Origin of the sequence: Bacillus sp. GbtcB14 (assembly GCF_019091205.1) — a bacterium.
In the GTDB taxonomy this organism is placed as follows: domain Bacteria; phylum Bacillota; class Bacilli; order Bacillales; family Bacillaceae_G; genus Bacillus_A; species Bacillus_A cereus_AG.
In genome coordinates this window covers 1-15,577 of record NZ_JAGXJT010000021.1, presented here as the reverse complement: position 1 = coordinate 15,577, position 15,577 = coordinate 1, and the positions used below count along the sequence as shown (strand labels likewise).

Below are 15,577 nucleotides of genomic sequence, written 5' to 3'. Positions count from 1 at the left end.
ACATTCTAAAAAAAAGAGAGTGATATTATGATTATCAATTTAGATAAATATAGAAAAATAAAACAAACCAATACTGCAAATGCAATTCAAATGACTAAAATCCCTGTTTTTGATCGTATTTTTGTTGAAAATAACAAATTAGTTGGAGAGATTAAAGGTAATAAACAAAAGATTATTATTGAAGAATTAGATAAAAAGACCCATTAAAATACTATCAAAAAGCATATGTATAAATTTTATCTGCCTTTAATTCGATTTAAAACAAAAAAAGCCATCAAACGATGGCCTTCTCTTTTACTCTTCTTTTTTCGTCAAATGTCTGATATCATAGAGTGGTAGATATACTAATTGCAAATGTAAATAATTCATATAAATTATAAAAAAATAAAAAAACCCCGAAGGAATTTTCAAAGTTGCTGTAAGTTTGGCCGCCTACTACCAACTTTCGAAAATCAGAACACGAGGTTTGTATAAACATATTTAAAGTTGTTTTGCTTCTTTTATGATAGCATATACTTTAAAAAATGTGAACTACAATCCTCTATTTTCCTATACCCATTTTTGGGCGGGGTAAATTGGAGGATTTTTTGTTATGACTAAAGATAAAAAAGAACGCCGTATAAATGGTAAAAAAGCAAGTAAAGAACTCTATTTCCAATTAAATCAATATTTATTTTACGAGCCAAAATATAGAAAATTAAGCAATAATGCTCGTGTTTTATATTCTATATTACGAGATAGATATAAGTTATCACTATTAACTTCTGAACATACTGATACATATACAGATACTGACGGTAATATTTATTGCATTCTAGATAATACTGAAATTAGTTATTTATTAACGGTATCTGAACCTACAGCTATTAAGGCAAAAAAAGAACTACATGCTGCAGAATTACTAGATGAAGAGCCTGTAAAAGATGAACCCAACCGCTTATACGTATTAGAACCTGAACTTACAACAGATAACTGGACTTATATGTCTGAGCTGGAAGAGTTAAGAAAACAAAAAAGAGAAAAGAAAGCAGCACGTATCAAGAAACAAAAAGACAAGCAAGCCGCTGAAAAAGCTGAAAAACAACAAGAAGAAACTCCAGTACCAGTTGGTGACTTAAATAACTTTAGCCACCAGGAAAATAAGGGTTCTTCAAAAATTGGTGACTTAAATAACTTTAGTCACGTGACTAAAGAATCTTTAGAGTATACAAAAGTATTTGTTATACAGACTGATTTTACTTACTTTAGTAAGTATGTAGGTAGCAGCATCCCTGATCTCATTATTGATTTTTACAATCAATATTTCAAAACAACTAAATATGCAAAAATCGAATTAACAAAGATGTGTGAAGAGCAAAATACATTACTAGTATTTGAAGCTATTAAACGTGCTATTGATGGTGAACCGGACAAGCCTATTGCATACATACAAAAAACTATTAAAAATTGGAATGCTGCTAATTGCGAAACTTTAGAAGATATTCAGAAGTTTGAAGAGAAACATCGCGAAAAGAAAAAACAGAGCAAACCAAAATCTAACTATAAATCTAAAAATAAATCGGTACGTAGTGAAATGGTTCCAGGATGGGTTGGTAACGAAGATACTGCTGAGAGTAGTGGACAAGTCCCTGAAGATTTAGAGGAAAATCAAAAACGTTTAGATGAAATGTTGAAAAAGAACAAAAAATGATGAGTAATAGCTCCCTTTAATTTCACATACCGTAATGAATTGTAAATATTAATATTTTGAAAGATTATTAAAGGGATTATTGAATCAACATCGAAATATTTTATGTGTGATAAAAACAAATTAATAAAATGCTAATATTAACATTAATGTTATGATAATTTTATGAAATGGTTTTATTAAGAGTGCGGGAGGTATGAAAATGGCTTATAAATTGGCTTTTGTGCAAAATAAAGGCGGTGTATTGAAGTCTTCTATGACTGTAAATATTGCTGGCTTATTTGCTAAACAAGGAAAAAAAGTATTAATCGTTGATGCTGATCAGCAGGGTGACGTTCTACTGTCATTCGGTAGAAATCCGGATGAATGCAAGATAACATTGTATGACGTTCTTGTGGATTATGTACCGGCAAAAGAGGCAATTATTAATGTCTATGAAAATATTGATGTATTACCTTCCAATTCTGATATGGGTTTATTAGATTTTGATATTCTGCCAAACCAGGATAAGTATATTAATCCATATCTTTTATTGAAGGTGGCTTTAATGTCTATTGAAAAAGAGTATGATGTTATTCTTTTTGATAGCCCGCCTAGTTCCGGATTGATTCAAAGTAATGTCATTTGTTGTACGGATAATATCATGATACCTTTCCAACCGGAAAAATATAATGTTAGATCGTTAATTAAATTAATGGATGCCTTAAATGGATTCCGTGAACAAAATAACCCAAGTCTAAAAATAACCGGTGTAGCGTCTACACTCGTGCAAAAGAATACGGTTTTACATCAGACTGTTATGCAAGACGCGAAGGAATTTTGTACATCTGAAAATGTACATTATTTTGATGCCTTTATACCTAAAAGTATTCAGTTTGCTAACGCAATCGCTAATGAAGAATTACCATTAACTTTAGCAAAGAGAAATAATGAATTTGCATTTTACTATAAAAATCTATTTAAGGAGCTGAATGAAATTGACTCGCAAAGTATCTAATCTTTTCCCAAATAGCGCGACAAGAGATAAAGAAAAAGAAATAGAATCAAAAAAACAACAAAATGATAACGTTAATATTAATGTTAATGTTAACGAAACAGCAACAAAACAAGAACAAAATGAAATCCAAAAAGAAACACCTGAAAACAATGACGTTAACGATGAAAATAATGAAATATTAACAGAACCAAATAATGATGTTAATGAAGAAGAACCCGAGGTTCCTGAAGTATCTGAAATTCCTGAAGTTCCTGAGGAACCAGGTAAAAAAGGCCCTGAAGAAGAGGAAGAAGACGATGTTCTTGCCTTTTTGAATGAAACTAATAAGAAGGTATTAGTTGGCTTTTATTTAGACGAGGATATTAATAAAGTAATTAAAAAGCTTTTAGGTAAAAAACCAGGTCGAGGCGCTCAATCACAATTAGCAAATAATATATTCCGTAAATTCTTTGAGGAAAAAGGGTTATTGTAATATGGCTTTTGTAATACGTGCAGAAGGATTTGTTATAGATAGCTGTGAACCTGGCAAAGAAGGACAAGAATTAGAGTTTACTACTTATGATGAAGCAGAAGATGTAATGTTGGAACTACGTAAATATAATTCACATGCAACATTTGAAATTGTGGAAATATAGGAGGGGAAATACATGCATGATTCAACTAAACAACAGCGTGCAATTTTCTTAGACAGAGACGGCGTGATTAATGAAGTTTTAACTGATCGAGTTAAGTTTGTAAATAAAACAAGTGATTTGTATTTAATCCCAGGTGCAGCAAAAGCAATCGGTACGTTTAATAAGATGGGCTTTAAGGTATTTGTTGTTACAAACCAAGCGGGCGTTACTTTTGGATATATGACGCAATCAGAACTAGACATGATTCATATGAAATTAAAATCGTTATTATTCCAAGAAGATAAAGACGCTGTTATACATGAAATTTCAGCATGTATACACGCTCCTACTGAAAATTGTATTTGTAGAAAACCAAATGCAGGGCAACTTACGAATTTAGCGAAAAAATACAATATCGACTTGAAAAATAGCTACATGATTGGTGATATGGAAACGGATATTGAAGCAGGTAAAAAAGCAGGAACTCAAACAATATTAATTTCTTCTAATGATGAGGAAACTACTGCAGATATGCAGTTTTCTTCTTTGTTAGAACTGATTAAAAATAATGGTGTGGGATACTCTTGTGAAAAATGCTATTCCGAAATGAAACTTGATCACTCTTATTCTAAAGCTACCGATGAGCAACGGGAGACTTTGGCCCCTTATGAGTACTGTTCTTGTGATGTCCATGTGTATAAATGTGTATGCGGTGAAGAAACTCACATAGATCCTCCGGAAGAGTATCAGTGTGAATCTTGTAAAGAACATTTAGCTTTCGACAGTTTAGCTTAATAGAAATATATAATGTAAAAAAGCCGCCCAAGATGAGGTGCACCCCAATTGTTAGACACGAAAGACAATTGGAGGTGTACTTTTTTATGGTTAAATTTTCACAAGAACAAAAATTAGAAGTGGTAAGACAATATTTAGATGGCAGTGATGGCGTGAAAAGACTTGCGAGATCTATAAAAACTCATCCAAGTGTAATACAACAGTGGGTTAAGCACTACAAAGCAGTAGGTGAAAAAGCTTTTGAAAAACGCTATACAAGCTATTCCCTTCAGTATAAACTGGATGTACTTAATTATATGGATAAACAAGGGACATCTATTAGAGAAACAGCAGCTATTTTTAATATTCCATCTTATGAAACAGTTCGTAGGTGGAAAGAAGCATATGATTTAAATGACGTGGATTCCTTGATTACAAAGAAAAGAGGACGTCCAGCTATGGAAAACAAAAATATAAGACCAAAATTAAATCATAAGGTTGTCAAAGGATCTATAGAGGCATTACAAGAAGAAAATGAACGGTTACTTATGGAAATTGATTATTTAAAAAAGTTAAATGCCTTAATTCAGAAAAAGACAGCATTACAGAACAAGACAAAGCAAAAGTGATTTATGAATTAAGGGACAAATACAAGATCATCGATCTTGTGAAAATCGCTGGTATCGCTCGGAGTACGTACTATTATTGGATTAAACAAATGAATCGTCCAGACAAATACGAGAAAGCTAAAGAACTGATAAAAGAGATCTTTGATGAACATCACGGTAGATATGGCTATCGTCGTATTACATTAGAATTACAAAATAGAGGATATTTACTAAATCATAAAACAGTTCGCCGCTTGATGATTTCTATTGGGTTAAAGTGTCTTGTACGGATGAAGAAATACCGTTCGTATCGGGGGACTGTAGGAAAATTCGCTCCTAACATTTTAAAACGTCAATTCCACGCGTCAAAACCTAATGAAAAATGGGTGACAGATGTCACTGAATTTCATTTGCATGGTAAAAGGTTGTATTTATCTCCTATTTTAGACTTATATAACGGGGAGATTATAGCTTACAATATAGAAGATAAGCCTGCATATTCTCTCGTTTCTAAAATGATAGATAAGGCCTTTAAATGCTTGAACAATGGGGAAACCCCTATCCTTCATTCAGATCAAGGGTGGCACTACCAAATGAAGCGATATCAACAATCGCTAAAAGAGCATGGGGTTGTTCAAAGTATGTCACGTAAGGGTAATTGTTTAGATAATGCAGTCATAGAAAACTTCTTTGGCTTATTAAAGTCTGAATTATTGTATCTTGAAGAGTTCGAGAGTATGGAACATTTTAAGATAGAATTAGATAATTATATTCATTATTATAATCACAAAAGAATTAAAGCAAAGTTAAATGGAATGAGTCCAGTTCAATACCGGACTCATATTCCATCAGCTGCTTAAATTTTTTGTCTAACTTTTTGGGTTCATTTCAAGAAGGACGGCTTTTTGTTTTGTTATTTTACCTCTACATAGTAAGAACTAGCTGTAATATAGAACACGCTGCCACGAGAGTTTTTAATTTTATATTGAGCAGATCCGTTTGTTGTTACTTTATCAATAATTGTAAACCCTAATCCTTTATCTACACTTCCGGCAACATATTTATCTTCCCAGGAAGCAGCAGAATAGAATCTAAGGTTATCTACTTTAGAAACAGCGCGTTTTCCTTCTACAGAAGAAGTCTGTTCCCCATTATAACGAATATAAGAAGGGTTGTAATAAATCCACTGGTTACCGCCCAGGTTTAACCAGTTTCCTAGTTTTCCTAAAACTTTATAGGATTCTCCCTTTTCTAATTGACGAATGACACCATTGCTTGTTGATGGTCCACTTCTAAGGTTAACATTATACCCATCGATGTAAGCTACCCCTTGAACCTCTGTCACGTTTTTAACAGGTTCTTGTGGTTTTGTATCAACTGTTACCTTCCCGCCCTCATATGCCTTTAAAACATCTGCTCTAAATTGAGTTTCTGAAACGCCATGACTGCGAAGATAATCAAGCGGGTCCTCATGATCTGTCCCGCCTAAGTTATAAGTAATGTCTTTATGTGTCCATAGCCCCTTAGAAGGGTGGATGTTTCTGTCACGTAAAATTTCCCCTAATAATTTTACATAACGCTCATATGAACGTTTAAACTTTACTGGGTCGCGTGTTTCACAAAGTTCTACATGAACGAATCTAGCGTTTGCAGATGGACCAGCTCCCCAAGCGCGGTATTTTGTAGATGCAATTTGGATGTTCTCGTCCCAATCTGTTGCGTAATGCACGAATGCAGAGCGCCATGTACGAGTTTCATACTTTTGAATATTAATAGCCGGAGCTTCAGGAGTAGCGGTAGAATGAGCGACAACTCCCTCATAAGCCCCAACTCCATAACGATATGGCTCTTGTGGTAATCCTGGAATAATAAGTGTTCTATCAGCAAAAGCACTTACTGCCGATGATAATACAATTACAGCTGCAGTAGAAATTGAGATTAAAAACTTAATAGATTTTTTCATAGTATTATTTCCCCTTTTTGGCCAAACAAAAAAGAGCGCTGTCTTTTGACAATGCTCAATTATGTAAGGCATATATTTTTATTTGTTGTTATGTTTTTCTTTTCTTGTATCAGATCTGTGTATCTTTGCCTGGATTTCCGCTGCTACACTTTCTAATAACCATGCAGGAATCCACTTATCCCATCCGATTCTCGCGCAGTTTGCAGCAAAACTATTAAAAATGTGATAACTTAAACCGCCAACTACCATGAAGAAAAAGAAATCCGGTAATTTAAGAGCAATATCAAATAAATGTGCAAGAGCTGGCAACGATAAAAGCACCACGGTTCTCGTGATGCCCTCAATTCCATATTGACTGCTGTATGTTCCATCTAATTTAGATGCCTTACTACCGGTAATCCAATCAAGTACGATAATCCATGAGAAAATCATAATCCAAATTAAATTCGCTTTCCCATATAACAAATTAATAATTGTCCCTAATCCGCCACTTATAGCGCTCCCTACTTTAAATTGAGTACTTGTTATGACGTCAATTATATTTAATGACTTGATGAGTTCGTGAATTCTTTCCAAGTTCTCACCTCCTTTCAAATTTTGGCCAAAATAAAAAAAGCCTGCTGCTGCACGCTTACTTAGAAGTTAACTGGTAATATAAAAACTCTAATTTTTCAATTCGTTTTTCTTGTTCAATGCTCTCAAGTTGTTGTTTTTCAAGTTCTTCTACCCGTTTAGCAAGATAAGCTTTCTCATTCTTTTCTGATTCAAGCTCTTGCTTTAGAATTCCAATATCAAACTGCAAATTATCTATTTTCCAATCTAATTCTTGAACAGCTTGCATTGTAATAGAAACAGAACCATAAAGTGAAATTGCATCTTTTTCTCTTGTTGTAAACACTCTATCAGTATCTTCCGCAATCATACCGTAGTTTATTGGTAAAAAGATAATTTCACCTGCATTGTATTTTTCAACATCAGAGATTAAATTATATTGTTGGATTCTTACACTATTAACCTTTTCTAACGCTGAGAAAGGTAAATATTCAATGTTTGTTTTAATCTTTCTTGTAGATGTATTAATGAAATTCTTTCCGTACACATCGCCATTGCATCCAATGTTACCTATTGTTCTTAACACACCTAATTTTACGTTTGCCCAAGAACTACCGGAACCGTTCATGACTTTGATTCCATCATCGATAAAGTTACGAGATATACGCATCATAATTTGATTAGCAAATGTAAAATCTACATCTCCGCCGTATGCAGGTGCGGTATCTGTAATTTGTATAGTGGGGTAACTGGTATTATCAGTTGTGTAAAAATTAATATAACCCCGTAATGCTGTAATATTAATATCTTTGTTTGCTCGTAAGTACATAAAACCAGTAGTAGATCCTGTAGCGTTTGCACTTAAGCTTATGTTTCCATTATCATTTACAATCTTGAAATCACCTTGAGACTTGAGTTCCATTCCCCCGTCATAACGATAGAAGTTAATATAACTAGATTTTAAGATGTTATTTCCACTCATGCCCGTAGAAATACCAATAGAAGCAACTGAATTAGTCCATTGGGAGCCGTTAATTGTCGTTTGGTCAATTACTAACGAACCGTTAAGATTTCCTGATCCAGCATAATCATTACCTAGAATTAAAGCTGAAGTAATGTTATTGTCGCTGCGATTGATAAATCCAAAGTAACCACGGGCTTGACCATTTCCATATAACGTCATGTTCTGAGCGTTTAATCGGATTTGGTCTGCTCCTGAACCCTGAGGTGCGGTTTGAATAGTTACCCCTTGTAAAGTCTGCGCTTTTAAGTGCTTAGCTTCAATATATCCATTCAAGTAGATTTTTTCCGCTTGAATTAACACGGATTGAGCTGTTTGGTTGATTGTAGATGCTATGTTACCTTTTTCAACTCGTTGGTTAATCGCATCGGCCATTAGTAATATGGAACTGTTGTGAGATTCCACCATTGCCTTACTTCCGTAACGATCATTAGATTCATTACGTGTATACACTTCTGTTTTCTCAGCTCTAAGATTAATAGCATTGGAAGTTTGGTCAATAGCCGTCTGCATTGTAGTGATTTTCTGATTAAACTCTGAAGTAGCTACTTTCTTTCCGATTTCTCTGACCATCGCTTGGTAATCTCCCATGTCTTTAGGGTTCGGAATAAATACAGATTTTATTGAGCCCTTTTGAAACATGAGATTACTTACATAAATAGTGCCGTTACGTCGCACACCTACAGTAATTTGCATGTGCGTTACAGCCTGTTTAATTGGAGGGATTGTTACGGAATATTCTTTCCATATCCCATTTTCTAGTACTTCATTTATGTTAGACCCTACAGCTCCCACCAATTGGTCACCGTTCCACGCCTTTACCTCTGCGTACAATCCGTTGTCAATTGATTCCTTGTTTGTTACAAATATTTTACCTCTGTACGTGTACTCACTAAGCGGGTCAATATTGCCTATTACCTGGTTTAATCCCGTCCAAGAGAACTCTTGCTCATAGTTAGAACAAGATATTTTTGTAGAATTGTAACCATCGCAGCGTACTGAACGGGTCGGCTCAAATGTTCCTTTATTTGTATCAGCCGTCCATGTTCCCCATTTATCCAAGGAAGGAAGCTCATTAACAATATTTCCCCACTCATTCATTTCTGTCCAATTGAAAGGAGCGTTAAGAAGTAAGTTAGGCTCTCCTAGTTTTCCTACGTAGTCCTGCATCTGTTTTTCTTCAATTTTAAGCGAAATTTGATTATTAAGCTGATTAATAGAAGATTTATTCTCTTGAATAAGTTGTCCGTGTTGTCCTTGAGTTGCAGTAATGGATGCGACTCCTGTACGGATACTGTTGACAGTTTGCTCTATTTCAGAAGTTTTTGTATGGAAGACCTTAGCTTTCACGAGATCAGCCTGGGAAGGCCCCCACCCTGTAACCTGAGAACCTTCTTCAATTTGGAACTCCCTAAAGTGAATCTGACCGTTTTTAAACAATGCAGGTCTGAAATCCATATGAGTAATTGCTGTATTTGTTGGCTTGTAAGTTAAAACTAAACGTTGCCACTTATCGTACTTGAACGGAATAGGGACACCACAACTTTCAATACTTACATCTTGATACTCTACTCGGTTTCCGTCTTTATCGTAAAACTGAATAATGAAAGGAACTTGGTAATCCCATACAGTATTATTGCTGTCTGCATAGAAGTCTACAGAAAATGTATACGTTGTGTTAGCCTTTGCAGGAATCTTGTGAGTTTGTGCTGAACGAATAAGCGCTTCAGTTAGTCCACTAGCCCATATTTTAAGGATATTACTACTTCTCTTATCTTCAAAGGGAGGAAGCACGGTCCACTGGTCATAAGGCATAATCCAATAGTCAGGGACTCCGTTTGTAGCATCATTCATTGTAGAGTTAGGAGCTAAGTTGTTTAAGCCCTTAAAATTGTTAATAGTTCCCTCTGTAGCTGTAATCTTAGCTGTGTTACTGTCTACAGTCTGTCTAATCTCGTTAGTTTTTGAGATAATTGTGTTAGTATCCTCGGGAGCTGGTCTCCATGTATAAAGCTTATTGCCTATAGTTATCTGAGGTTTAGACTGCTGATAGAATTGCTCACCCTGAAGTGACTCCCATCCTTCTACACGCATCCAATCAGTCGTTGATTCACCAGTAGAGGACATCATTTCCTCAGTTACAATAAAGCTTATTTCAATACGTTTCCACTGATTAGTGGCACTAGGCATGTCCACACTTGCTACGAAACCTTTAAAGTAAAATGTATTACGATATAAAGCACCATCAGGAAGATTTTTAACTCGAATATACATACTATAATTAATTTCGTCGCCTAACTTCACAACTCCACGTTTTACAAGATCACCAAAATTGTAAGCAATCCCTTTCCAATTTCTCTGTGTTTCTGCAATTGCTGAACCTTCAAATGTTTCTTTAGGAATCCAAATACCACCACTATCCCGTAACCACCATCTATTAACCGCTCCGCCATCAAGGGTATTTACAGCACCCTGGAACGTGCTAGAATCAATCATCAAGTTAGTTACATCATCGTTCATATTATTTACTTTGGTTTGCACCTGGGTAATTTTTGCTGAATTTTCGCCTACAGTCTGCTTAATTTCGTTTGTTTGGCGGTTTAACTCTTGAGTGGTAGCAGATAAAACTAGCCAGGGAGTAGCAAATGAACCTTTTTCAAGCTTCAAGTTTCGAATCCACCAACGTTTACCTTGGTTTTCTTCTCTTGCGTCCATCCTGATACGGAACATCCAGGATTTACATTTGTTATCTAACTTGAATGTATAACTTACCCGTTTCCAGTCTGTATTCTCGAATTTGAAAAATTTATTAGTAGGAACTGTCCATTGATCATCTACACGCTGAAACACCATAATTTCAACCCAGTTAGACTCTGAAGCCAGGTCTAGGGAAAGCGTAATATCTTGACCCACATCAAAGCCACGCAAATTATTGCCGAGATAGTCCCCAACTTGATAAAAACCGTCGTGCCAGTCAAGGCACTTAAAAGTAGAATAATCTCCTTCAAATTTATGCTCAGCGTTGAAAATATGGTAAGGAGAAGGGTCTCCACCATTAATAAACTTTGGTAATACACGATTAGCAGAAGAATCATATAGATGATTTTCATTGTTGATTGAACTCTCTATTTTTGTAATTGTAGCTGTATTTTCCTCTGCCGTCTGTTTGATCTCATTTGTAGTTTGGGTAAACTCCTTACTAGAAACTACTTCGCTTATCGGAGGAATCCAATCTGTTACGGGCTGATTCCCTTTAGTGATCTGCACAAACTTGATATAAGAATCCTGGTTTGCATTTACTAGCGTTTCCGAGAAAAAGAACGGTGTAAACATTGTCGGTTCTCCGTCCGCTGTGTGAATACCTACAGCAATGTAAGTCCACTCATTTGCTTTAATCGTTCCCTCGGGAGTGATAGTCCATTTGCGCTTTGCTGTATGAAGATTTGTCCCTTGTGCAGTCCAACTGTGAAGAGGGTCATTAAATCCGTTCCAGTGGTCGATTGGAAGCTTGACCATAGCGGAGTATACATACTCAGTATTTGGCTCTAATTTATAACTATTAGCCTGTCGAGTAGTCCCTTTAACTCGTAGGATTTTCTCTCCATTAACCGCAACTACTTCTAACTCCCCTCCAGTATTATTAGCAATCCATAAGCTTGCATCTTGAAAGTCACCACTATTTTCTATTAAGTTAGTTCGTCCAAGTTTCATATCTTTAAAGCGAGTATCAAGAGTAGTAATTTTGCTAGAATTTTCATCAGAAGTTTGTTTTACAGTGTTCACTGTTTGTTTGACCCCTGTTAAATCTTCACTTAACTCCTTCACTTCTGTTTTTTCTGCCTTATTAGTTAGAGATTCTTCTGTTTGCTCTACAGTTAATTTTATATCTGTAAAACGCCCATCTTTAAATACAACATCAGGAATTCCTGCAACATCCTGTTTTAATTTAGTAATGTCTTGTTCAGCTTGGTTAACGGCTCCAGCAACATCACCTACAGCGCCGCTAATCTGCGTTACTGCATCTTCAAGCGCTTTTGTGTCAGGTGTAATCCTTACCCATGTCCCATTCTTCCAAAGTTTCATAACTCTATTATTCTGGTTTGAATTGTCCACCCAAATAGTCTTGCCGTCTTTTAGTCCCACAGTAGGTGCTGTTGGTTGCTCTATAACATTCGCTGTATTTTTTTCTATGTAATCAACAGTCGCTTCCGCTAAATCTTTAGCTACTTTGGATTCTTTCTCAGCTTTTTCTGCTAACTTTTTAGCTTCCTCAGAAGTTAGCTCTGTATCGCCCACACGGTTCACTAGTTCATCGAAAATATCTTTAGGTACTTTATCATGTAAACTTGATAAAATTCTTTGATACAGCTTTCTGAGCTCTGCATTTGGGTCTACGATTTCTCTGTAGTTACCAAACCTATATTTAGTAGCGCGATTATCCTTGTGAGACTCATCCCCCGTGATTACACGTGCTTCTAAATAAAGCGGTGGTGTTAGGGTAATATCTTTAATATGAACTGTATCCCCTTCATTTACAGCCTCGTGACTAAATCCTGGAATACGCGAAATGTCATATGCATCTACTTCATAACTAACGATTGTATCAATGCGTTTTTTCAGTTCCGTTTTACTTAATTGGAGCAGCCGTGAAGGTTCCATGTTCTTATCATCTGTATCGGGTGTATAGAATCCAAAACGATGTTTCCCATTCCTATTCCATCTTTGAAAAGCGTCTTCATCTACGATATAAGGTAGACCGTTATTTACAGACTCAATTGTAATAATTTGCTCATTTCCGTCTGCATCTTGCCCCATTACATAAGGAATTAGTGCTGTAATAATAGCTTCAGAGTTTTCAGTACGCTTAACGCTGTTTAGATCCTTACCAACTGTTATTTCTTTTCCTTTATCTGCCCCTCTACGTTCGATAAAGTCAATTTTACGTTTAATAGTATTGGCGCCACGTAATTCTACTCTGTAACGTAATTCCCCCTTTTTTTCAAATAAACCAGGTAATTGAGATAAAAGAGAAAGTGGAGCCACAAATTCTTTAGCGGTCATCGTTCGTTTTCCGGTTACTTCTACAATTCCTCGCTCCCAATCTGTTTTCTTAGTAGCGAAGTCAATATATTGCTCAGGAGTCATAGATTCAAATTTTTGAGGTTTGATAAAGTCATCGGAACCCATAAGAACCCATTCACCTGAGGCAAATATAGTAATAGTCTTATTGGATGTATCTTTCTCAATCTCAGTAATTACATAAGGTACTAAAACTCCTGGGCGTGTCTCTTTTATTATTAAATTTTGTTGTTGTAAGTAAGTCTTGTATTTTGAGTTTTCAAGAATAGTAATATCCAAAGTATCTACATTGTTTTGAAGTTCCCAATGGCGATTATCCGCTACATATTCGCTAGGCTTCATGGAAGCAATGACCTGTTGAGTCTTATAATCGATGATGTGTAATTCTCCACTTATTTTTCTCATATCTTATAGGTACCTTTCTCTATACTTTAATTTCGCCCTTCCTATTTGTGCTGGCCGGACAATAATTTCATTTTCACCCTCATCCACTATTGGGTATTCACTGAATAAATCTTTTAAGGGAAGGGCGCTCCTGCCATTTATACTAGCTAGTGATTTTTCGGTATCGATAATTACTTTATCCCCTACGTCAACAATATAAGGCGTTTCATCTACGTCCACATTGTAGAGTTTCCACACTTTCAATTCACTTATTAGTAAATCCATGACAGTTGATAATGCTCCGTATTGTAGGAATGCAATAGCAACCTTAGAAATCGGTTTTGCTGTAGCGGTATTACTATTAGAAGCATCGTCAAAATATTCAACTAGTGACGTTCCATCTACACCGTTGGGGCCATCTGCTTTAGCAAAGTAAACACTCCATTTCTTCCCCCTACGAGCTACTGCCATATGACCATTAAAATCATTAAATGTAGTAGTATAATATCCTGTACTATCTACAATTGTCTTAGTTCCACCGATGACGGCATTTGCTTTTGTTATAGTATGCGATGCGTAATCATCATTCATATTAATTTCTGCAATAACTGAATTATCATCAGCTAAGAACATTAAAACTACTTTTCCTACTTGGGTCATATGAGAAGAGAAAAGTTTTATATTCATGTCTGCTTTGAAATCAATTAATGGACCGTCAGGAATATTACGAGTATAAATAGGACCATGCCACCCGGTACCTGGTCCATATAATTTAGTTGTGAAATAGGAATTATTAGCTACTGCCATTTCACCTGTAGCAAAGTAAGGGCCAATTTTCCCACTTTCTTTCTTCCAAGGCTCAAGTGAATTCATTTCATCGTAGATAACACGTTCTTCCATCTTTACTACTTTGTTTTGAATACCAGTTGGATAACCAAGGCGAAAATACTGATCTTTATTCCATACATCGATATAAGGCGTTGCTTGCAAAACATCAATTTCAATAACCGGTTCTGAGGTTGTAGTCCCATTATTAACGAATCGAGCCCCTAAGTTTGAATCTTTAATGCTCATTTCGTGTTCTTGTGGTAGCCCTAACTTATATGGCATACCGCAAACAAAAGTAATTGTCCCTTTACCTCTGAAAATTAATTCATCAAGTTCAGCCTCGCCATCAACAACCGCCATGTAAGTTCTGTCTTTCTCATCATCAAATATAAGTTCCTTAGCTTCACCTGTGACAAGCCACTTTGCTAAATCTTCTTTCACCTTCTGCATATTAGCCTGGTCAAGTGCTTTCAGTATTACTGGTACTTTTATTTCACGTTTACCTGTATTTGTTTGTAATAAGTGTCCTCCGGGCATCCCGTTTACGTCTAGAAAGTCACGTTTAATAGGAGCCCAGGCAGGACGATTAAATCCCATAAGGATAAATATGTAATCTTTACGTTCGCCATTAAATGTAAAGCTACCGGTTTGTTTTGACATTGTATGTGACTCCTTTATATTTCTAATCAAAGAAAATCCCTCCCAAAAAGGGAAGGATTAATAAGTAGGTGCTACTTTAGGTGTAAATTGTGCGTATCTTGAATTGCGTCTTTCTTGCGTTTTTTCTACCTCAGGAGTGAGAGCTTCACCGACAATTTTTTTATCTAATATGATGTATGTGTTACCTTGATTACTTTGATTATCATCTGGATATGTTGTTTTAACTTGTTGCTCTTGTTTCGGTGCGTTATATCTAGTTTGTTGAGGTGTAGGATTAACCTGTACTAGATCATTAACAAACCGCTTAGAATTCGCGAATTGATTTTGTAGTGTATCGCTAACAAGGTTACCCTCTAGAAAGTCACCCATAACGATATCTTCTTTTTGTGCTGCAAAACCATCCATTACAG

Annotated in this window: 10 protein-coding genes and 2 pseudogenes; 7 read left to right on the top strand and 5 right to left on the bottom strand. The window is 35.7% G+C overall.

Features of this window, described 5'->3' with window-relative positions; genetic code table 11:
• The first annotated feature begins 27 nt into the window (after window positions 1–27).
• From KVT31_RS28080 to KVT31_RS28050, 7 genes and pseudogenes are all read left to right on the top strand, one after another.
• On the top strand, window positions 28–207 hold the full coding sequence (locus KVT31_RS28080; RefSeq protein WP_217613668.1) for a hypothetical protein: 180 nt from the start codon (window positions 28–30) through the stop codon (window positions 205–207).
• Between the two features lie 385 nt (window positions 208–592).
• Window positions 593–1,690: a replication initiator protein A gene (locus KVT31_RS28075; RefSeq protein WP_217613667.1), complete on the top strand. Its 1,098-nt coding sequence runs from the start codon at window positions 593–595 to the stop codon at window positions 1,688–1,690.
• Window positions 1,691–1,889: 199 nt separating this feature from the next.
• Window positions 1,890–2,684, top strand: coding sequence for a ParA family protein (locus KVT31_RS28070; protein WP_217563185.1), 795 nt, complete (start codon window positions 1,890–1,892; stop codon window positions 2,682–2,684).
• Window positions 2,665–3,156, top strand: a complete 492-nt coding sequence (locus KVT31_RS28065; RefSeq protein ID WP_217563184.1) for a hypothetical protein — start codon at window positions 2,665–2,667, stop codon at window positions 3,154–3,156. Before KVT31_RS28070 ends, KVT31_RS28065 begins: the two co-directional genes overlap by 20 nt.
• A gap of 1 nt (window position 3,157) precedes the next feature.
• Complete coding sequence (locus tag KVT31_RS28060; protein ID WP_217563187.1) at window positions 3,158–3,319, top strand: hypothetical protein; 162 nt, start codon at window positions 3,158–3,160, stop codon at window positions 3,317–3,319.
• 12 nt (window positions 3,320–3,331) lie between these two features.
• Window positions 3,332–3,868 (top strand): annotated as a pseudogene (locus tag KVT31_RS28055) (D-glycero-alpha-D-manno-heptose-1,7-bisphosphate 7-phosphatase); the annotation flags it as partial.
• A 311-nt stretch (window positions 3,869–4,179) separates the two neighbouring features.
• Window positions 4,180–5,540 (top strand): IS3 family transposase gene (locus KVT31_RS28050; RefSeq protein ID WP_217613666.1). Its coding sequence is split into 2 segments (ribosomal slippage): window positions 4,180–4,636 and window positions 4,636–5,540, totalling 1,362 coding nucleotides; the frame shifts between segments, so codons are not numbered across the junction.
• 53 nt (window positions 5,541–5,593) lie between these two features.
• On the opposite strand, the gene KVT31_RS28045 is transcribed toward KVT31_RS28050, so the two are convergent.
• The 5 genes and pseudogenes from KVT31_RS28045 to KVT31_RS28025 all read right to left on the bottom strand — a co-directional run.
• Window positions 5,594–6,643 carry an N-acetylmuramoyl-L-alanine amidase gene (locus KVT31_RS28045; protein WP_217563207.1) on the bottom strand — a complete coding sequence of 350 codons (1,050 nt, stop codon included), beginning with the start codon at window positions 6,641–6,643 and terminating at the stop codon, window positions 5,594–5,596.
• Between the two features lie 78 nt (window positions 6,644–6,721).
• A complete protein-coding gene (locus KVT31_RS28040) occupies window positions 6,722–7,219 on the bottom strand; it encodes a phage holin family protein (protein WP_217613665.1) in 498 nt (165 codons plus the stop codon).
• A 55-nt stretch (window positions 7,220–7,274) separates the two neighbouring features.
• Window positions 7,275–13,700, bottom strand: coding sequence for a phage tail spike protein (locus tag KVT31_RS30490; RefSeq protein ID WP_254637316.1), 6,426 nt, complete (start codon window positions 13,698–13,700; stop codon window positions 7,275–7,277).
• 3 nt (window positions 13,701–13,703) lie between these two features.
• Window positions 13,704–15,167 (bottom strand): distal tail protein Dit, encoded by a 1,464-nt coding sequence (locus KVT31_RS28030; RefSeq protein ID WP_217563148.1) that lies wholly within the window; start codon window positions 15,165–15,167, stop codon window positions 13,704–13,706.
• 57 nt (window positions 15,168–15,224) lie between these two features.
• Window positions 15,225–15,577, bottom strand: a pseudogene (locus KVT31_RS28025) (carbamoyl-phosphate synthase); the annotation flags it as partial.